This window comes from Devosia sp. 1635, from assembly GCF_013185955.1.
In the GTDB taxonomy this organism is placed as follows: Bacteria; Pseudomonadota; Alphaproteobacteria; order Rhizobiales; family Devosiaceae; genus Devosia.
Genome location: NZ_JABAOM010000002.1, coordinates 955,339 through 975,517, shown reverse-complemented (window position 1 = coordinate 975,517; position 20,179 = coordinate 955,339). Strand labels below are relative to the sequence as shown.

Annotated in this window: 13 protein-coding genes and 2 pseudogenes; 6 read left to right on the top strand and 9 right to left on the bottom strand. The window is 62.3% G+C overall.

Features of this window, described 5'->3' with window-relative positions:
- Positions 1 to 3 precede the first annotated feature (3 nt).
- The 4 genes from HRU92_RS11455 to HRU92_RS11440 are packed head-to-tail and all read right to left on the bottom strand — an operon-like array spanning position 4 to position 3,441.
- Positions 4 to 939 carry a beta-xylosidase gene (locus HRU92_RS11455; RefSeq protein ID WP_172124446.1) on the bottom strand — a complete coding sequence of 312 codons (936 nt, stop codon included), beginning with the start codon at positions 937 to 939 and terminating at the stop codon, positions 4 to 6.
- Positions 936 to 1,721, bottom strand: a complete 786-nt coding sequence (locus tag HRU92_RS11450) for a TIGR04290 family methyltransferase (protein ID WP_349236743.1) — start codon at positions 1,719 to 1,721, stop codon at positions 936 to 938. The genes HRU92_RS11455 and HRU92_RS11450 overlap by 4 nt, the downstream gene beginning before the upstream one ends.
- A 23-nt stretch (positions 1,722 to 1,744) precedes the next feature.
- Positions 1,745 to 2,341, bottom strand: coding sequence for a histidine phosphatase family protein (locus HRU92_RS11445; RefSeq protein WP_127754163.1), 597 nt, complete (start codon positions 2,339 to 2,341; stop codon positions 1,745 to 1,747).
- Positions 2,338 to 3,441 (bottom strand): inositol-3-phosphate synthase, encoded by a 1,104-nt coding sequence (locus tag HRU92_RS11440; RefSeq protein ID WP_172124442.1) that lies wholly within the window; start codon positions 3,439 to 3,441, stop codon positions 2,338 to 2,340. The genes HRU92_RS11445 and HRU92_RS11440 overlap by 4 nt, the downstream gene beginning before the upstream one ends.
- Before the next feature lie 149 nt (positions 3,442 to 3,590).
- Here HRU92_RS11440 and HRU92_RS11435 point away from each other — a divergent pair, with 149 nt between their 5' ends.
- From HRU92_RS11435 to HRU92_RS11415, 5 genes and pseudogenes are all read left to right on the top strand, one after another.
- Positions 3,591 to 5,369, top strand: coding sequence for a hypothetical protein (locus tag HRU92_RS11435; protein ID WP_210259507.1), 1,779 nt, complete (start codon positions 3,591 to 3,593; stop codon positions 5,367 to 5,369).
- Between the two features lie 319 nt (positions 5,370 to 5,688).
- A complete protein-coding gene (locus HRU92_RS11430) occupies positions 5,689 to 6,897 on the top strand; it encodes an efflux RND transporter periplasmic adaptor subunit (protein ID WP_172124438.1) in 1,209 nt (402 codons plus the stop codon).
- A complete protein-coding gene (locus HRU92_RS11425; RefSeq protein ID WP_173088177.1) occupies positions 6,898 to 10,020 on the top strand; it encodes an efflux RND transporter permease subunit in 3,123 nt (1,040 codons plus the stop codon).
- A gap of 525 nt (positions 10,021 to 10,545) precedes the next feature.
- Positions 10,546 to 11,553: pseudogene (locus HRU92_RS11420) on the top strand (glycosyltransferase); the annotation flags it as partial.
- A 280-nt stretch (positions 11,554 to 11,833) separates the two neighbouring features.
- A pseudogene (locus HRU92_RS11415) lies at positions 11,834 to 12,952 on the top strand (glycosyl transferase family 1); the annotation flags it as partial.
- 40 nt (positions 12,953 to 12,992) lie between these two features.
- Here the strand turns inward: HRU92_RS11415 and HRU92_RS11410 are convergent.
- The 5 genes from HRU92_RS11410 to HRU92_RS11390 all read right to left on the bottom strand — a co-directional run bounded on the left by HRU92_RS11410 (position 12,993) and on the right by HRU92_RS11390 (position 19,175).
- Entirely contained in the window at positions 12,993 to 15,005 is a 2,013-nt protein-coding gene (locus HRU92_RS11410; RefSeq protein WP_172124432.1) for an aldo/keto reductase, read from the bottom strand.
- 25 nt (positions 15,006 to 15,030) lie between these two features.
- Positions 15,031 to 16,119, bottom strand: a complete 1,089-nt coding sequence (gene ugpC / locus HRU92_RS11405; RefSeq protein WP_172124430.1) for a sn-glycerol-3-phosphate ABC transporter ATP-binding protein UgpC — start codon at positions 16,117 to 16,119, stop codon at positions 15,031 to 15,033.
- Positions 16,120 to 16,129: 10 nt separating this feature from the next.
- Positions 16,130 to 16,963, bottom strand: coding sequence for a carbohydrate ABC transporter permease (locus HRU92_RS11400; protein ID WP_127754156.1), 834 nt, complete (start codon positions 16,961 to 16,963; stop codon positions 16,130 to 16,132).
- Positions 16,960 to 17,820: a sugar ABC transporter permease gene (locus tag HRU92_RS11395; RefSeq protein WP_172124428.1), complete on the bottom strand. Its 861-nt coding sequence runs from the start codon at positions 17,818 to 17,820 to the stop codon at positions 16,960 to 16,962. The genes HRU92_RS11400 and HRU92_RS11395 overlap by 4 nt, the downstream gene beginning before the upstream one ends.
- A gap of 77 nt (positions 17,821 to 17,897) precedes the next feature.
- Positions 17,898 to 19,175 (bottom strand): ABC transporter substrate-binding protein, encoded by a 1,278-nt coding sequence (locus HRU92_RS11390; protein WP_172124426.1) that lies wholly within the window; start codon positions 19,173 to 19,175, stop codon positions 17,898 to 17,900.
- 153 nt (positions 19,176 to 19,328) lie between these two features.
- Here HRU92_RS11390 and HRU92_RS11385 point away from each other — a divergent pair, with 153 nt between their 5' ends.
- On the top strand, positions 19,329 to 20,177 hold the full coding sequence (locus HRU92_RS11385) for a helix-turn-helix domain-containing protein (protein WP_349236718.1): 849 nt from the start codon (positions 19,329 to 19,331) through the stop codon (positions 20,175 to 20,177).
- Positions 20,178 to 20,179 lie beyond the last annotated feature (2 nt).

The following is a 20,179-nucleotide window of genomic DNA, read 5'->3' as shown; positions in this document are numbered from 1 at the left end:
GGATCAAACACGCAGCGGTGCAGCGGTTGAGTCGCTGACCATGGTCGCGCCAGCGGGCGCATATCGCTCGATCATCTGGCGGCAGAACTCGGCAAACTCCTCGGGCACCTGCGGAGCGCTGGTGTGATGGGGCGCGATACCGCGGTGTTCTGGCGTAAAGCAGAAGGTCACCGTGACGTTGAAGTCTTCGAGCGCCTTCATCTGGCGGTCGAACCAATCCAGCGCATCGGGACGGAAGCTATCGGCCCAGGACAGGCCGGTGCGCATATAGGTGACGCCCAAATCCTTCATGTGCCGCACGGCATCGTCGAGCCGGTGATCGTGGTAATGAAACCACTGCACCACGCCCAAATCGGGCGTATGCTTGCGGAACTCCTCGTAGGCTGGCTTGGGCGTGCCGTCTTCCCGCAGCAGCCCCATATAGAAGTGCCGGTAATAGGATGAGCCCTCGGCCTCGCGGTGGCGAGTGGTGGCCTCCCACTCGCGGGGAAGATCGTAGAGGCTGTACCACTGGATGCGCTCAACCTTGCCCTTGAGCAGCTCGGCGGTACGCTGCAGGCCCCAAAGCTGGACCTCCTCGGCGCCAAAGGTGGAAATACCCACTTCGCTGATCCAGATCGGCAAGTCGGTCACAGCGCGGATTTCGTCGACCTTGGCTGGCCATTCCCTGATCTGCCACAAGTTCCAGTCGAGAGGGAACCCATGCAGCGCGACGGCGTCGAGCCGGTCGAGCACGCCATAGCCCATCATGCGATTGATGAAGCCGGGATCGATGGGGGAAATGCCACCGAGCACACGCTTGATCGCCGGGTTCTGTGCCTTGATGGCGTCGGCCGCCAAATTGACCATCTGGCCGAAACGGCTCCAATCGGGGTCGATCTCGGGGTCCCAATGCGATTTGTTGTTGGGCTCGTTCCAGATCATCGCGGCTTCAATCATGCAGTGGCTCCTGTGGCCGGGTAGACCGGCTTGGCATAGGGGGATTGTGCCGCAGTGCGGCAGATATAGACCTCTTGCTCGGGGTGGCTGATGATCTCAAAACCCGCGCTGCGCAGCAAAGCTTCGGCGGCCGCGGCATTGGGCACAAACCAGTTGGTTGGGTCGTTGCTGTAGCGCTGCTCAATGAGGTGGAGTTTGGGATAGCCCGGCTGGTCGAAAATTGCGGTTTCGGTGAACGGGTAGTCGCTCTCGAGTGGCAAGATCTCGGTCGAGCCGCGCTGCATGGATTGGAACACCAGCAGGTCCTTGGCGACATGTTCGCGGATCAAATCGAGCGCCAAGAGCGGATGGCGCAGGTGATAGAGCACGCCCATGAAGATGACGACGTCGAACTTCTCGCCCAGCGCCCCAACATCGTAAACCGAGAGCTTACGGAACTCGATATCGGCTCCCGCCGTCGCGGCGACAAAGCGCGCCTGGTCGAGGTAATGGTCGTCGAAATCGACCGCCAGGACGCGGTCGGCGCCGCGCTTTTTCATTTCGAGTGAATAGAAGCCGGCGTTGCAGCCAATATCGAGCACACTCTTGCCCGTTAGGTCGGCGGGGATCGCGTCAGCAAATCTGCGGTACTTGCGGCCGGGATAATCGCCCAGGAAGTGGTTGGGCGCAGTCCAAACGCCGCCCAGATCGATATTGTGGAACCACGGCCCCAAGGTTTCGATCTTTTGTTTCAACTCATCGGCCGACAAAGCCATGACTGTTCCTTGTTGCTGCGCTTGGATGCTGATGGATACGGGCACGCTGGCTAGGAGATAACTTCGTTCAGCGTCCAGAGCTTGGCGCCCCAGTCACCAACGACAATTGTCGTGATGGATGCCGGGCCGATATCGAAACGGGGCCAGGCGTCAATGGGAAGACCCAGAACATAGCTGACCAGTGTCTTGATGATATCGGCATGACTGACAAGCACGAGGCGCCCGTTCTCATGCTCGGCGACAAGGCGCTCCAGCAATGTGAGTGCCCGGCGTTGCACGTCCAGCATGGATTCTCCACCGGCCGTGCGGCTGAGGCTGCGGATCGTGTTCCATTGCCGCCAGGTTGGGTCGGTATTGAGCACGTCGAAAGTCTTGCCTGACCAGGCGCCGAAGTCCACTTCATCGAGTTCTGGCGCAGTATGGACCGGCAAATCGCGCTCAGCTGCTATCGCCGCCGCGGTTTCCTGCGTCCGTTCACGCGGGCTGGCATAAATGGCATCGAACTGCTCGCTCGCCATGCGCTGGCCAAGCCGTGCAGCTTGGGCGCGGCCTGCTTCACCCAGCCGGATGCCTGGCGTCCGTCCGGCCAGAAACCCCCCGACATTGTCATGGGCTGCGTGGCGGACCAGATAAAAAGTGGTCGTCACTCGGCCGCTCCGAGCAGCCCGTCCTCCGTGCCGGCTATAAAGGCCATGGTTCGCTGGCGCGCTTCGTCATCGGTGAACTGGGTGGGCGGGGACTTCATGAAATAGCTCGAGGGGCCCACGAGAGCACCACCAATGCCCCGGTCGAGCGCGAGCTTGGCGCAGCGCACGGCATCGATCACGACGCCGGCCGAGTTTGGCGAGTCCCATACCTCGAGCTTGAGTTCGGCGTTGAGCGGCACGCCGCCAAAAGTGGTGCCCTCGAGGCGGATATAGGCCCATTTGCGATCGGTCAGCCACGGCACATGGTCGCTGGGGCCGACATGGATGTCGTTGGCGGGCAGGGGAACGTCGATCTGGCTCGTGACCGCCTGGGTTTTGGAAATCTTCTTGGATTCCAGCCGCTCGCGCTCCAGCATGTTGAGGAAATCGGTGTTGCCGCCGAAATTGAGTTGATAGGTGCGGTCCAGCTTGACGCCGCGCTCGCGGAACAGGTTCGCGAGCATGCGATGCACGATGGTGGCGCCAACCTGGCTCTTGATATCATCACCAATGATTGGCAGGCCCTTGTCAGCGAACTTCTGTTCCCATTCTGCGCGCGAGGCGATGAAAACGGGAATGCAGTTAATAAAGCCGCAACCGGCAGCCAAGGCCTGCTCGGCATAGAACTTCGTCGCCTCTTCCGAGCCCACCGGTAGGTAGGAGATGAGCACGTCCACTTGCGCGTCCCGCAGAATAGCGGCCACGTCGGCGACCGGCGCATCAGACTCGGTTACTGCGTCAGCGAGGTATTTGCCAATGCCATCCAGAGTGGGGCCGCGCTCAACGGTTACCCCCGTGGGAGCAACCTGGGCAAAGCGATGGGTATTGTTGGGCTCGGCGCTGATGGCCTCGGCGACATCGCGCCCGACCTTGCCCTCGGCAACGTCGAAAGCCGCCGCAACTTCGATGTCACGGATATGATAGCCGCCCAGGTCCACATGCATGAGCCCCGGCACGGGTTCATTGCCGTCGGCGTCGCGATAATAGGTGAGTCCCTGAACCAATGAAGATGCGCAGTTGCCCACCCCTACGAGCCCGATGCGAATCTTCTTTGAAGCCATGCCCTATATTCCTCGCTAAGCATCTACAATGCTGGTGCAAAACGGCGCCCCGGGGGCTTGGTTCCCGTTGCGCGGGAACGCCTCCTGGCGCCTAACACAGAGCTGCATTGTGCGTTGCCGAGCGCCGTGAGTAAAGGGAGTCTGGGGAAATGCTGGTTTATGGCGACGCCGAGCGGCTCGAAAATGCTGGGGATCTGGGGGCGGAAATTACCCAGAAGCTGCTGGGTTTGCAGGGGATGCCGCCTGGAATTGCCCGGCATGCGGCGCTGGTAAGTGCCTTCATCCGTGCCGGCGAGTTGGCGCAAGGATTGCTCGATATCGCCTGGAAGATGGATGAAGCTGACGACTGGAGCGCTGATGCACAAGCAAGCAGCACCCTGCTGATCGGGCTGGCCGGGGTGGTGGGACGGTCCTGGGCCGGTTGCGAGCTTCAATACGGCGAAGTTCCCGTCGAACACCTGAACCAACTCAGCCGTTCGGTTTCGATCCGCACCAAACAAGGTGAGGGCTATGCGTTCTACGCCCTTTTTCCCGAAAGCTATCTCCTGGCAGCGGAAAGATCGGGGTTGGGTGCCCAAACGGTGGTGCTCGGCATACGGAGCATTGGCACGGGTCTCGCCGCCATGGTTGCGGCAGGCCTGGGCGCCGATTCCATGTTCACGCTGCGCCCTCATGGACATCCCTATCATCGGCAGATCACCGTCGCACCCGGGCTTGCCGCCAGAATTCTCGCGGACCCGCAAGCCCAATTCGCCATTGTAGACGAAGGCCCTGGGCTATCGGGCAGTTCCTTCGGCAGTGTTGCCGATTGGCTCGAGGTCGCCGGCATTTCGCCCGAGCAGATCCACTTCTTCCCCAGCCACACAGGAGATCTCGGACCTCAGGCCGAGTCCCGTCATCGCCAACGCTGGGCCCGAGCACAACGCCACAGCATCGGTTTTGACAGTGTCGTGCTGAACAAAACTGGTTTCATGGGCGGCCTTGCGGGTTGGGTCGAGACCTTGATCGGGCCGCTCCAGGAGCCATTGCGGGATATCTCGGGAGGCGGCTGGCGGCAGCTTGGAGCAGCTGATGCGGCCAATTGGCCGCCTGTCGACACGGGGCTGGAAAAACGCAAGCTGCTGGCGGTTTCGGCAACGGGCACCTGGCTGGTGAAGTGGGCTGGGCTGGGCCGCATGGCGGACGACAAGCTGCGGCGCGGGCACCAGTTGGTCGAAGCGGGATGGACCCCGGAAATCGCGGGTATGTGCCACGGCTTCCTCGTGCAGCGCTGGGCCGAGGGCAGCAGCCTGCGCCAAGCACAGCCAGAACGGGGCTGGCTGCTGGAGCAGGTCGGCGAGTACCTTAGCTTTCGCGCGCGCGCCTTTCCCGCCGACGCTGCGGGGGCAGCGCTTGGCGAGCTGTACGAGATGGCGCGATACAATATCGGCGTGGTGCTGGGGGAGGATGCGTCCAAGCGGGTCAGCATGGCACTGGGCGCTCCGGAGGCGCTCGCCGAGCGAGTGCAACCGGCTCATACCGACAATCGCCTGCACTGGTGGGAGTGGCTGGTCAGCCCGCAGGGGCGATTACTGAAGACCGATGCACTGGATCACGACTCGGCCCACGACCTGGTGGGCTGTCAGGACATTGCCTGGGATATCGCCGGGGCGGCAGTCGAGTTGGAACTCACGGCGGCCGAACGCACCATCCTCGCCCAGAAGGTGGCAGCAGCCGCGGGCCGACCTGCCGATCCGGAACTGCTCGACGCCATGGAGCTGTGCTATCTGGGGTTCCAGATCGGCCTCTGGAGCTTTGCTGCCGGCAGTAATGGTGGTGCCGATGCCGAGGCCGCCCGCGTAATGGTCCAACGCTATTCGCAATTGGCGGCCGCGTGCTTATCTGGTCATTCACCTCCCATGTCGATCCAACTTGCTGGGTCAGGGTGATTGCCATAGGGCTGCCGAAATGTGTCGTAAACCAAATCACTCGCCGTGGCGGGAAGGTGGACGGTCTCCAACCTGAATGACAACCGAAGGGGTGGCCAGAGGCAGTAGCCCGGTCGGCCGAAACTCGAAAGCGTGAACGAGGGCTGCACTCTCGGGCGGTGCTGGTTGGCGGGCTCAAGCATTGATGGGGGACAAGGACGCCGCGTTGCGTCTGAGATAGGCTGACATTTGCTTTGGCCGCCGACCGGTTCAAAGGGGCGCGAGAACCGGGCTCTTGCGGAAGATATCGGGGCCAGCCCCATCAATACGGGAACACACCATGACTGGGCACACACCCAAGCCAGAATGGGCGCAAAGTAAACGTGAGCGCGACAATGCGGCCCGGGAAACCGCAGGGCTAAAACCGCGTCGGCGGCTCGGACCCTGGATCGTCCTGGCCCTGCTTGTGCTGGGCGGGGTGGGCTATTTCCTCTGGATGCGAGCCCAACCGGCTCCCGTTGAGCAGGCACCGGTCGCTGAGGCGGCCGAGCCGGTGATGCAGCTCAATCCTCTCGAGATCACCCAGGTGGAGCCTCAGACGCTGCAGCAATTGGTCAAGGTGACGGGCTCCCTTGCACCACAGCGCCAGACCCAGTTGGGTTCGCAGGTGGCGGGCCGGGTTGTGGCCGTGCTGGCCCGGCCGGGCGACACGGTGAACGAGGGCGATGTGCTCATGCAGCTCGACACCGAGAGCCTGCAAATTCAGCTCGACCAGCAGACCAACACCGCCGAAGCCACTCGTGCCCAGTTGCAGCTCGCTGAAAGTCAGCTGGCGCGCACCACTGATCTGATCCAGCGCGGACTGTCCGCTTCATCCGGCCTTGAAGAGGCGCAGTCGAGTGTGGATGCGCTACGCGCCAATCTTGCTGCCTTGGAAGGTCAGGTGGAGGCGGCGCGCATTGCGGTGCAAAACGCCACCCTGCGCGCGAGCATGAGCGGTATCATTTCAGAGCGCGCGGTAGAGCCGGGTCAAACCGTGCAACCTGGAACGCCCCTCTTCACCATTGTCGATCTCAGCCAGATGGAAATGGATGCAGCCGCCCCGGTGGGCGCGAGCAGCCTCGTTGCCGCCGGGCAGCCGGTGTTGATCAACGTGGAAGGGTTTGGAGACCGGACCTTCGACGGCACGGTTGATCGGGTCAACCCCGTAGCCGTAGCAGGCACTCGGACCATCCCGGTTTACATTGGCCTCGATAATCCCGATGGCCTGTTACGCGGCGGTATGTTCGCCACCGGCCAGATCGTGGTTGCCGAAGCGGTCGACGCCTTGGCGGTACCTACCGGTGCGGTGCGCGAGGATGCCGAAGGGTTCTTCCTGCTCAAGGTCGAAGGCGATCACGTCGTGCGTCAAGCCATCGAGCAAGGGTCCACCTGGAAGGGGGGCCGTTTGGTGCAGATCACAGCGGGTCTGCAGCCTGGCGACATGATCGTTACCGCTCCCCTGAGCCAGTTGCAGCCAGGTAATCGCGTCGAGATGGTGGAGGGCTAGATGTTTCTTACCCGGATCAGCGTCAATCAGCCCGTCTTTACCACCATGATCATGGTAGCGATGCTGGTGTTCGGCATCTACTCCTATCAACGACTGCCCATCGAGCAGTTGCCCGATATCGACCTGCCAGTGGTTGCCGTGGTGGTGAGTTATCCCGGCGCTTCCCCTGAGGCCGTGGAAAACGACATTGTCGAGCCGATCGAAGAGGCAGTGAACACGATCAGTGGGCTCGACACCATCCAGTCGACCTCGCAGGCCGGGCAAGCCCTCGTGATCATCATCTTTGACATGAACGTCAACTCGCAGACGGCGGCGCAGGATGTTCGCGACCGGCTGGCCACGGTTGAAGCGAACTTTCCCGACAACGCCGGGGATGCGCAGGTGCTTCGCTTCGATCCTTCCGAGTTGCCGGTGATCTCGCTGGCAGTCAGCTCGGAAACAATGTCGCCGCGCGATCTGACGGCGCTCACCGAGGACGAGATTGTCACGCGGCTATCCAATATTCCCGGCGTAGGACGCGCGACCGTGGTCGGGGGCGTGCCGCGCCAACTCAATGTGCTGGTCGATCCTGATCGCCTGAACGCGTTCAATATTGGGGTCGACCAGGTGCTGCAGGCGCTGCGCCAGGAGAACCAGAACCTACCGGCAGGTTCCATTACCGAAGGTGCGCAGGTGCAATCGATCCAGGTCGAGGGCCGCATCGGCGAGGAAGCCGATTTCCTCGACATCGTCGTGGGGCGCCAGGGTGGTCAGCCAGTTTATCTGCGCGACGTCGCCGTCGTCGAGAATGGGCAGGCGGAGGTGGAAAGCCTCGCGCTGCTGAACGGGCGGCCGGCGCTGGCGATTGACGTTGTCAAAACGCAGGGCGCCAACACGGTGCAGGTCGCCGAGCAGGTGCGCGCCACTTTGGCCGATCTGCAGGCGAACGAACTGCCAGAGAGCGTGCGCATCGACATCGTCAGGGACAACGCCATTCCGGTCGAGCAGTCTTTCCATGCGGTGCAGAACATGCTGATCGAGGGCGCGGTTCTCGCCGTCGTCATCGTGTTCCTGTTCCTCAATTCCTGGCGCTCGACCGTGATCACCGGGCTGACACTGCCGATTTCGATCATCGGCACGATGATCGTGCTGTATTTCCTGGGTTTTACCCTCAACATGATGACGCTAATGGCACTGTCTCTGGCCGTCGGCATCTTGATCGATGACGCCATTGTCGTGCGCGAAAACATCATGCGGCACTTGCATATGGGCAAGTCGCACCGGCAGGCAGCGCTGGATGGCACCAACGAGATCGGCCTGGCGGTGCTCGCCACCACGCTATCCATTGTCGCCGTGTTCATGCCGGTCGCCTTCATGGAAGGCATTTTAGGCCGGTTCTTCCTGCAGTTCGGGGTCACCGTGTCCGTTGCCGTGTTGATCTCACTGTTTGTGGCCTTCACGCTTGATCCGATGATGTCGAGCGTCTGGTATGATCCGGCCGCCCATCCGGGCGCCAAGCGCGGGCCGGTGGGGCGCGCAGTGGCGCAGTTCGACCGGTTTTTTGAGTGGATCGCACAAGGTTACCGTGGCGTGTTGCGCTGGTGCCTCAAATTCCGCAAGACCACGCTTGGGATTGCATTGCTGTCCTTTGTCGGCACCTTCTTCTTGTTCCCGCTTGTGGGCGTGGAGTTTGTTCCGGCGACTGATACGGGTGAATTCCAGGTCGAGATCGAGACGCCTCCGGGTTCCTCCATCGAATACACGGCCAGCAAGGTGCTGCAGGTGGATTCAACGCTCAAGCGCTTCCCCGAGGTCGAAAGCACCTATGCGACAATCAATGCGGGTACGACCACCGGTGACAACCGCGCGACGATTGTGGTGTCCATGGTGGATCAGGGACTGCGTGAGCGCACGCCAACAGAAATGACCATCCCGGTGCGCGAGGCCCTGGCGCAAATTCCGGGAGCGACGTTCATGGTGGGGGCTGCGGGGGGACTTGGGGGGCTAAGTGCGCCGATCTCGGTGACAATTTATGGCGACAACTTCGCTGTGCTGGAGCGGCTAGCCAACCAGTTGCAGGCGCGCATGGAGGAAATCCCGGGCCTAGTTGACGTGCAATCCAGCCTCGATGCCGCCCAGCCCGTCCTGGGCGTGCGCATTGATCGGGATCGCGCCAGTGATCTTGGAGTCAGCCTGCAGCAGATCGGCAATACGCTTGGCCCCATGTTGGGTGGTCAGGATGTGACCGATTGGACCGCGCCTGATGGCGACAGCTACACGGTTTCCGTCCGCCTGCCGGAGTGGGCGCGCGAAGACGTTACCGCATTGGGATCGCTGCCGATTACCCAGAGCGGGGCCACGGGCTCCAATGGAATGGTGCGGCTGGATCAAGTCGCTGAGATCGTCCAGTCCACTGGGCCAGGCGAGATTTTGCGGCAGGATTTGTCGCGCCAGGTCAGTGTTGAGGCCGGCCTGGCTGGTGTTGAACTCGGCAACGTCATGCCAGCGGTTCAGGCCGCGACGGAAAGCTTAGTTCTCCCAGCAGGATATAGTGTTTCACTGGGCGGGGATGTGGAACAGCTCAACGAAACCGCGAGTTCGGCCGGTTCGGCGCTGCTGCTGGCGGTGATTGCCATTTATCTTGTGTTGGCCAGCCAGTTTGGCAGTTTCTTGCAACCGCTGGCGATCATGGTGTCGTTGCCGCTGGCGCTGATTGGCGTGATGGTGGGGCTGCTGATCGGCGGGTCCACGCTCAACATGTTCTCGGTGATTGGCTTCATCATGCTGATGGGCCTTGTCGTGAAGAACGCTATCTTGTTGGTAGACAACGCAAATCAGCATGTCAGGGAAGGCTGGAACCTTTACGAGGCGCTGGTGGAAGCGGGCGGCACCCGGTTCCGCCCGATCATCATGACGACCCTCGCGATGATTTTTGGCATGCTGCCATTGGCGTTAAGTTTGCATGAGGGGAGTGGGCAGAATGCGCCGATGGCGCAGGCGGTGATCGGGGGGCTCGTGAGTTCCACGGCGCTGACGCTGGTGGTGGTGCCGGTGATGTTGACCTATCTCGATAGCTTCGCGCGGTTCAGCCGGCGCTTCCTGCCCAAGGCGCCATCCGATGAACCTGAGCAAATTGTCGCGTAAATATAAAGGGTTAGTAGGGAACCATTCGTCCTGCTGCCCGTTGTGAGGGGTAAGCCGGCCCAAGGCGTGGCAGCGACAATTCCAGCCAATGGGTGTGCGCTTCCGCTTCTGCCGCCGCGTTCCTTTTCAGACTGATGGAGGGCGGAGGCGAGGCAAAACCGCTGTTTGTTCATCTAGATGAACCCATTCTGAACGGGTTCTGAACGCGCGGGAGCCAGCCCATTCGCCCGGTGGCGGAGGGCTTGGAGCAGGCTGCCAAGAGACCGGGAAGTTGCCACCCGGCCGAGCTCATAATGCGCTCGATTTATGACTGATGTTGGTGTTGGCGGCACCGCATCCAAAAGCCGGCGCCGTTCGTTTCGCTTTACATAGCCGCTTGGCGGCAGCTTTGGCATAGGAGACTCAATGTCAGCCCCCCTCGCGCAGTCCAAGGCCTATCCGTCCCGGTTCGAAGCGGATGAAAACCCGCTGATCTGTTTCTCCCATCTGCGATGGGACTTCGTGCTGCAGCGGCCACAGCACCTGATGCAACGATTTTCGGCCAAGCGGCGGGTGTTCTTCTTCGAAGAATACATCCCGACCGATCACAACCTGCCTTATCTGGAATATCACCCCTTTGCGGGCACGGAAGTGATTGCCGTCCGGCCAAGGCTGCCGCGGTCCTGGAGCGAAGCGGAGCGGGAGCAGGGCCTTGCGGCGCTGCTCGATCTGATGCTCAAGGTCAATCGCATAAGCAAGCCGGTGCTGTGGTTCTATACGCCCATGATGTTTGGCTTTGCCCGGCATGTGGACGCCGCCGCCGTGATCTATGATTGCATGGACGAGCTGGCCAATTTCCGCTTTGCCCCGGCCCGGCTGCGGGTACTGGAGGCCGACCTGCTGAAGCGGGCCGATGCGGTGTTTACCGGCGGCTACAGCCTTTACGAAGCCAAGCGGCACGCCCACGCCAATATCCACCCCTTTCCATCCAGCGTTGATACCACCCACTTCGCCAAAGCTCGCCGTCCTCGGCAGCTGGGCAAGACCTTTGGCTTCTATGGGGTGATCGACGAGCGGATGGATCTGGACCTGCTGGCTGAGGTTGCAGCCTTGCGCCCAGAGTGGTCGTTCGAGATTGTCGGGCCGGTGGTCAAGATCAGCGCGGCCGATCTGCCCCAGGCATCCAATATCAGCTTTGTGGGCCAGCGCGACTATGCCGATCTGCCGGGCATTGTGGCGAAGTGGGACGTGGCGCTGATGCCCTTTGCGGTCAATGAAGCCACCAAGTTCATCAGTCCCACCAAGACGCCGGAATATCTAGCGGCGGGCAAGCCGGTGGTGTCAACGCCGGTGCCCGATGTGGTGCGCCAATATGGCAAGGTGCGGGGCGTCAGCATTGCGGCGGGTGCCGCGGAATTCGTGGCGGCCTGCGAAGAAGCGCTTGAGCTCGCCGCGGCTCCCGCCGGATGGCTGCCTGGGGTCGACAGGATCCTGGCGGAGATGAGCTGGGACAAGACCGCCATGAATATGGATGCATTGGTGCAGGAGGCAATCGAAGCTGCCAGCGTGCCATTGCGGCTGATGAATGGGCGGACAACGCTCGGGGTGAGCTCGGTATCGGCTTGACCGCCGGAGGCCTGGCGCAGGCCAGGACCTACCGGGCGATCTTAACCTTCGAGCTTGCCTGCGGATTCAGCGCCGACAGGCCACGCGCCGGGCTGTCGGGCTCGCCCCCTATTGCAAAGGAGGCCCCCGGCTGGCGGGGAGAACAAGCCATGCTGGGACAAGACCTTGATGCCGCTGGAGCGGTCCCGTGAGCGCCCCAGCGCCGGCGCCGGCGCCGAAGCTGTTCCAGTCCTTTATGCAGGGCGGGTTCGAATGCTCGACACATAAGCGCAAGAGCGGTTTGCGGCTCGACATCATTGCATCCAGCGAACATGACCAATTTGCCGCTGAGGATTACCGGCAGTTGCAGGACTTCGGCATTCGCACTGTGCGCGATGGCGTGCGCTGGTACCGGATCGAGACCAGCCCGGGCCAGTATGACTGGTCGAGTTGGTTGGGAATGCTGCAAGCGGCCAAAGCGACTGGAACCCAGGTCGTTTGGGACCTGCTGCATTATGGCTGGCCCGACGATATCGATATCTGGAAGCCGATCTTTGTGGACCGGTTCGCCCAGTTCGCGAGGGCTGCGGCGCAACTGGTGCGTGAGCAAAGCGATGCGGTGCCGTTTTATGCTCCGGTCAACGAAATCTCGTTTTTTGCCTGGGCAGGTGGGGATGCGCGCTATCTCAATCCCTTTGCCAGCAAGCGCGCATACGAGCTCAAGGTACAACTGGCGCGCGCGTCACTGGCGGCGATGCGTGCCATTCGCCAGGTGGACGCGCGAGCCCGGTTCGTGCATTGCGACCCCATCATCAACATCGTGGCTTACCCCCGCCGGCCGGAGCAGGCCAAGATAGCGCAAGGGCATACACAGGCGCAGTTCCAGGCGTGGGATATGCTGGCGGGGCGCCTGCTGCCGGAGCTTGGCGGTAGCCCTGATCTGCTCGATATCGTGGGGGTCAATTACTACCACAACAATCAGTGGTTCCATAAAGGGCACACGATCAAGATGAACTCGGCCCATTACCGGCCGCTGCGGCAGATGCTGGCCGACACGCATGCACGCTATGGACGGCCCATGCTGGTGGCGGAAACGGGCATCGAGGATGAGCGCCGGCCGGCGTGGTTTGCCTATGTGGCCGATGAGGTGGCGGCGGCGCGCACCATGGGCGTGCCGATGGAAGGCATCTGCCTTTATCCCGTGCTCAATCATTTCGGCTGGGACGATGACCGGCCGTGCCACAATGGCTTGCTGGAGCATCATCGCGAGGGCGATGGGCGGCGGGTGTATCAGCCGCTCGCCGACGAAATCATGCGCCAACGCGCGGCGCATCCCGATTGGCACTAGTAAGGGGAGCCCGGGGGGCTCCCCTCAGTTGCAGGAGGTCCTAGCCTTCGAGCCAGCGGACCTGTTCGGGCGTCAGCTTGATGTCGAAGGCCGACATGCTGTCATCGAGTTCGGCGAGGGTGCGCGGCCCGATCAGCGGCACGACGGGGAAGGGCTGGTGCAGCACATAGGCCAGGGCCACATGGATGGGGCTCTTGCCGAGTTCCCGCGCGAGTTGCACGGCGCGGTCCCGGCGGCCGAAGTTCTTCTCGTTGTACCAGACGCGGACCAGTTCCTCGTTGTCGAGCTTGTCGCGACCGGCACGGTCGGTAAAGAAGCCGCGCCCCTGGCTCGACCAGGCGAAGTTGGGGATCTGCCGGTCACGGAACCAGGCTTTCCACGCATCGTCCGACGAGGACACGCAGCCGGGCCAGATGACGTCCTGCATTTCGGCGAGGGCGAAGTTGTTGGAGAGGGCGCCGGGCTTCTGCTTGCCGGTCTTTTCGGCATAGGCGATGGCCTCGTCCATGCGCTCGCGCGTCCAGTTGGAGCCGCCAAAGATGCCGCGAATGCGGCCGGCCTGGACCTCGCGGTCCATGGCATCGACAAATTCGCCAACCGGCACGTCCGTGTTGTCGCGGTGCATGAAATAGATGTCGACATAGTCGGTTTGCAGCCGGTCGAGCGACTGGGTCAGCTGCTTGCCGATCTGGTCGGGATAGCAAAGCGGGGAGTGGGCGCCCTTGCCGATCAGCACGGCCTGTTCGCGGGTGCCGCGGCTGGTGTGCCATTGACCAAAGAGGGTTTCGGTATAGCCGGCGCCGTAGACAAAGGCGGTATCGAAGAGATTGCCGTCCTTTTCCCAATAGGCATCCATCAGCACCGAGCCCGAGGCAAAGGTGCGGAAATCCTCAAAGCCCAGCGCCACAGCCGAAAGCGCCTTGGAGAGGCCCGGCAGGTTGCGGCGCGGGATGGTGGTGCCGCCCGCGCGCAAGGCTTCGCCAGAAATGGTCGAGGTGGCGCGGGTCGATTGCTCGATGGCGAACTCGACGCCGGCTTCCTTGCGCCAGAGATCGAGGACCCGCGCATTGCCCAAAGAATCGGCCCAGGACATGCCGGGCGCATCGAGTTGGGTCTTGCCGGCAAGGATCGCCTGACTCGCCGCTTCCGCTTCGAACGAGAACAGATGGGCGTCGATGCCGAGGTCGATGGTTTGCCGGCTGCCATCGGGCCTGACGATGTCGATCCGCCCGGGACCACCGGCATTGTTGGGGCCGCCGGCAAACCAGAAGCGAGGCACTTCGATGCGGCCTTCCGAGCCCATGATGCGCAGGGTGTTGTCGAGATTGACGAGCACGGCGCAGGAGACCTGGGCGATGATGCCATTGGGGAAGGTGAGGGTCGCGGCGGCCCAGTCATCGGTGCCCTCGGCATTGAGGCGCGCGGTGCCGGTGACCTCGACCGGATCGAGGAAAGGCTGGTTCTGGGTAGCGCCGGCGATGAAGCGGGCGATGGAAACAGGATAACAGCCCACATCCATGATGCCGCCGCCGGCCAGATCATTGCTGAACAGGCGATGCTCGGGCATGAAGCGGGGCATCTGGAAGCCAAAGCTCGATTCAATCATCCGAACTTCGCCGATGGCGCCCGAAGCGATGAGCTCGCCGAGTTTGCGGGTCACGGGATGCAGGCGATACATGAAGGCTTCGGCAGCAAAAGTGCCAGCCTGGCGGTGGGCATGGAACACCGCGTCGGTCGCAGCGGCCGACAGCGTCATGGGCTTTTCCACCAGCACATGCTTGCCCGCGCGAGCGGCCTTGATGGCCCATTGCGCATGGAAGGGGTGGGGCGTCGAGATATAGACGGCATCCACTTCGGGATCATCCAAGAGGGCCTGATAACCATCGACGATCCGCGCGCCCGGGAAGTTCTCGGCGAGGTCGGGCTTGCCCGGATTGCGCGCGCCAATGGCAGTGAGCGTGCCGCTCTTGGCTTGGGCGAGGCCGAGCGCGAAGGCCTTGGCGATGCCGCCTGGCCCCAGAATGCCCCAGCGGACGGGATTGGTTGTAGTCATGGTTGGTCCTTTGCAGAAAAGTTGATCAGCGCAGCCGTTGGCCGGCGGCGTCGAAGAGGAAGGCTTTGGCTGAATTGATGGACACCAGCAGCTGATCGCGGCGGGTTTCGTGGCGCGATTCCTCGCGCTCGATCACCAGCGGTTCGCCCGATTTGGTGTTGGCGTAGAGATAGGAGGTGGAGCCGAGATGCTCCGCCACATCAACGGCAAGGGGGAGGTCGAGATCGCCCGCGCCCGCTTCCCCCCAATGTTCAGGGCGCACGCCCAGGGTGACGCGATCGCCCGCGCGCAGGCCCGGCGCGACGACGCGCATGGGCAGGCGGGCGTTGTTCTGGTTGGTGAGCTCGATCACGGTGCCAGTAGCGCCGTTCTGCACCACTTCGCCGGCCAAGAAGTTCATCTTGGGCGAGCCGATGAAACCGGCCACGAACTGGTTGGCGGGATCGTCGTAGAGCTCGAGCGGGGCGCCCATCTGCTCGATGCGGCCTTCGCGCAGCACGACGATCTTGTCGGCAAGGGTCATAGCCTCGGTCTGGTCGTGGGTGACATAGATCATGGTGGTGCCCAGCTCCTTGTGGAGGCGGGCGATCTCGACGCGCATCTGCACGCGCAATTCGGCATCGAGATTGGAAAGGGGCTCATCGAAGAGGAAGGCCTGGGGCTCGCGCACAATGGCGCGGCCAATGGCGACGCGTTGGCGCTGGCCGCCCGAGAGCTGTTTGGGGCGGCGGGCGAGCAGGGGCTCGATCTGGAGGATCGCGGCGGCGCGCTTGACGCGGCGCTCGGTATCGGCGCGATCATTGCCGTTCATGCGCAGCCCGAAGCTCAGATTCTGCTCGACGGTCATGTGGGGGTAGAGCGCATAGGTCTGGAACACCATGGCGATGCCGCGCTCGGCGGGCTCGACATCGTTGACGGTGCGCCCGCCAATGCCGATCTCGCCGGTGCTGATGTCCTCGAGCCCGGCGATCATGCGCAGGAGGGTGGACTTGCCGCAGCCGGAGGGACCAACAAAGACGACGAACTCGCCATCGGCCACATCGAGGCTGACGCCGTGGATGATGGGAACGGCGCCAAAGCGCTTGGTGACATTGCGCAGGGAGACTTCGGCCATGGCGGCGCTCCTATTTGATGGCGCCGGCGGCGATGCCGGCAATGAAGTGGCGCTGCAAGAGGAGGAAGACGACGAGCATGGGCGCGGTCAGCAAAACGGCGCCGGCCATGATGCCGCCCCAGGACACTTTGGTGAGCCCGATCAGCGAGCCCAGCGCCACGGGGGCGGTGAACATGGCGCGGTCGGTCGAGATCAGGAGGGGCCAGAGATAATTGTTCCAGGAGGCGAGGAAGAGAATGATCGAGAGGGCGGCGATGGTGGGGCGGGCGAGCGGCATGGCGACAAAGAGATAGATCTTCCATTCCTTGACGCCCTCGACGCGGGCGGCATCGAAAAGGTCATTGGGCATCATGGAAAAGGCCTGGCGCATGAACAGCACGCCCAGGGAATTAAAGAGCGGCGGCACGATCAGCGCGATCCAGGTATTGGCGAGCTTGAAGTCGCGGGCGACCATGACGAATTGGGGGATCACCACCACGAAATAGGGCAGGGTGATGGTGCCGAGGATGATCGCAAGGACGAGGGGCTTGCCGACAAATTCGTAGCGGGCGAGGGCCCAGCCGGCCATGGAGGTGAGGAATACCGAAAGGGCGGTGTAGATCACGGCGACACCCACCGAAACGCCGAGCGCGCGCAGGAAATCGGTATCGGCCTGCATGTTGGCGATGTTGGCGAAGAACTGGTCGGAGAACCAGAGCTCGATATTGGGCGAGAAGATGCCGTAGTCTGGCATGGTTGAGAAGACCAGCATCATCCAGAGCGGGAAGAGCCACAGGAGCGCCAGCGGCAGGAGCAGCAGGTGGAGGGCGATGGTTTGGGTGCGTTCGCGGCGGGACTTGCTCATTTGGGCTCCCTTCCGAGCCAGAGCTGGGCCAGCGAGATGGCGACGGCCAGCGCGGCGATGGCGTAGGCGACGGTGGAGGCATAGCCGAAGTTGCCCGAGCCAAATCCCTGCCGGTAGAGGAAGAGCCCCAGGGTTTCGGTGGCCTGGCCGGGGCCACCCCGATTGGTGATGAGGAAGGGCTCGGAAAAGAGCTGCATGGTGCCGATGATGGACAGCACGGCGCAAAAGATCAGGATGGGCTTGAGGAGCGGCAGGGTGATGAAAAAGAACTGCCGGACCTTGCTGACGCGATCAAGAGTTGCGGCCTCGTAGACGTCCTCGGGGATGGATTGCAGGCCCGCGAGGATGATGATGGCGTTGTAGCCGGCCCAGCGCCAGGTGACCGCCATGATGAGCACGGCCATGGCGGCGGTGGGGTTGGCGAACCAGTCGACGCGGGGCAGGCCGATGCCGGTCAGCAGCTTGTTGACGATGCCGAAATCGAAGCTGAACATCAGCCGGAAAATGGCGGAATAGGCGACTTCACCCACAACCACCGGGGCAAAGAAGGCGAAGCGGAACAGGGGCCGCGCCTTGAGCTTGGGGGAGTTGAGGAGCACGGCCATGAGGGTGGCGAGCACCAGCATGACGGGCACCTGGATGACGAGGATCACCAGGGTGTTGCGCAGGGCGTTGAAGAAGGCGGGGTCGCCGATCATGCGCGTCCAGTTGAACGCGGGGTTGAACACCCAGGGGTTCACGCGCGTGTTGTGCAGCGAGATCACAAAGGAATTGATGATCGGCCAGATCCAGAAGGCCAGAAAGATCAGCAGATAGGGAGCCAGGAACCCATAGGCCGGGCCATTGCGCAGGCGCATGCAAGAACTCTCCCGCTCCGGACAGTTGTGGAGGGTGAAGGGGTGGGGCGGCCCCGGGGAGCCGCCCGCGCGCGTGATTACTCCGCGATCGGCATGCCGGTGGCGCTGGCGATCTGGTTGGCAGCGTCGTCGAGCGCGGCCTGGGCGTCGGGATATTCGCCGTTGAAGTAGCGGGTCTGGACGGCGCGATAGACCGATTCAGCGTCGTTCAGGAACGCCGTGCCGCGGCTGGGCTGGATGTTGGGCAGGGTCGCAAGGATCTCGGACCAGATGGGCTGGTCGCCCCAATAGGGCTGAGGCTGGCTAACATAGGGATCTTCGAGAGCCGAGATTAGCGAGGGCACGAGGCCAAACTCGCGCAGCATGGTCACCTGGCCGTCATTGGTGGTCAGGGCGTATTTGACGAACTCCCAGGCGGCTTCCTTGTTGGCGGAGTTGTTGGTGATGGCGAGCGAAGAGCCACCCAGATTGGCAGCGTGCGGACCATCGGCGGTGAGGCTGGGCATGGGGTAGACGCCCCATTTGCCGGCGAGATCAGGCGAGCCGTCGCGGATGCTGCCTTCGAACCAGCCGCCATAAACCTGGCTAGCGACGGTGCCGGCGGTGTTGGACTGGATCTTTTCATCCCAGATGGCGGCGGTCAGCGTGCCGGCATCCTTCATTTCCTTGATCTTTTCGAGCGTGGCGACGCAGGCGGGCTGGTTGATGGTGATGGACTGGCCATCCACCGAGTAATAGCCGCAGCCCTGCTCGTTGCCGATCATGCGGAACCATTCGCTGTCGCCGTTGAAATCGGCCTGGGACATGACGACGCCCGGATTGGCTTCGGCGATCTTCTTGCCAGCTTCGATGAAATCGTCCCAGGTCTGGATGGTGGCGGGATCAACGCCAGCCTTTTCATAGAAGTCGCGGCGATAGAATACGGCCACCGGACCCGAATCCCAGGGCATGGCATAGGCCACATCGCCCAATTCGAGTTCGGTGCGCTTAAAATCGGGGAACAGCGCCTGCAGTTCGGGGGTGTAGCCGAGCTCCTTGAGATTGGCAAAGCAATCGGGGAACTGGTTCCAGAAGCCTTCGGCTTCGAAATTTTCGACGGTGACGATATCGGGCATGCCGGCGCCGCCCGCGGCGCAGCCGGCCAGCGTCTTGTCAAAGACCTGCTGGTTGCCCAGGTCCTCCACCGTGACCTTGATGTCAGGGAACTGCTGGTTGAAGCCGGGCACCACCGATTGGAGGGCCGAGGCTGCCACATTCCAGCTCCAGATGGTGATTTCGCCCGACTGAGCCGAGGCCGAGCCAGTCGCCATGGCGGTGGCGAGCGCCAGCGTCGCGCAGGCAAGATGAATGCGCATGAAAGTCCTCCCTTTTTATTTGCTCTTCCCTTGAGCGCTTTCTAAGCTACTCATGTGGTGCCCGGCGTCCCTCCGAAAGGGAATGCCAAGTTGCCGGAAAGTAAGAAGTTGGAAAAACGCTTCTGGGAGCCTGCAAAAAGCGCGGTGGAGCGCGTGCCCAATACTCTGGTGGTCAGCCACGAGCAGCCAGGCATCATGAACACGCCCCATTGGCACGCGCAGGTGGAGATCAATTACATCTTCAGCGGTACGGTGGAGTACCGGATGCACGGGCATAATGTAGCCCTCAAAGCCAACGACCTCTGCATGTTCTGGGGCGGGTTGCCGCACCAGGTGATCGACACCTCGGAAGACGCGTTCTTTGTGGCGATCCACCTGCCGCTGGTGCATTTCTTCCGGCTAAGGCTGCCCGCTGATATGTCGGAAAAGCTGATGCGGGGCGCGACGCTCGTGACCAGCACACCCGACGGCACGGATGCCGGCAATTTCAACCGCTGGTCGCGCTATATGCAGCCGGGCGACGAGAAGCGGGCCGATCACGCCATCAATGAATTACTGCTGCGCATCGAGCGCGTGCAGTTCGAGCCCTGTTATCTCGTCGAACCGGGTGGGGCGAGCAAGGGTGCGCTCGAAGGGCTGGACCAGCAATCCTTCAGCAATGTCAGCAGCATCTGCGATTTCATTGCCGGCAATTTCCGGCATGATATCTGTTCGGCCGATATTGCCTCCTCGGCCGATATCCACCCGAAATACGCCATGTCCGTGTTCAAGAAATCCACCGGCATGACGCTCAATGAGTATGTGAACCTGCTCAGGCTCTCCTATGCGCAGGCGCTGCTGATGCAGGAGGACGCCAATGTGCTGGAGGTAGCAATGGAAAGCGGCTTTGGCTCGCTCAGCGCCTTCAACAAGTCCTTCCGCAAAATTGCCGGTATGGCGCCCAGCGATTTCCGGCGCGATGCCCGGGCTCGGCCGGGTGGAGCGGGCCTGCGCCGGAACTGATT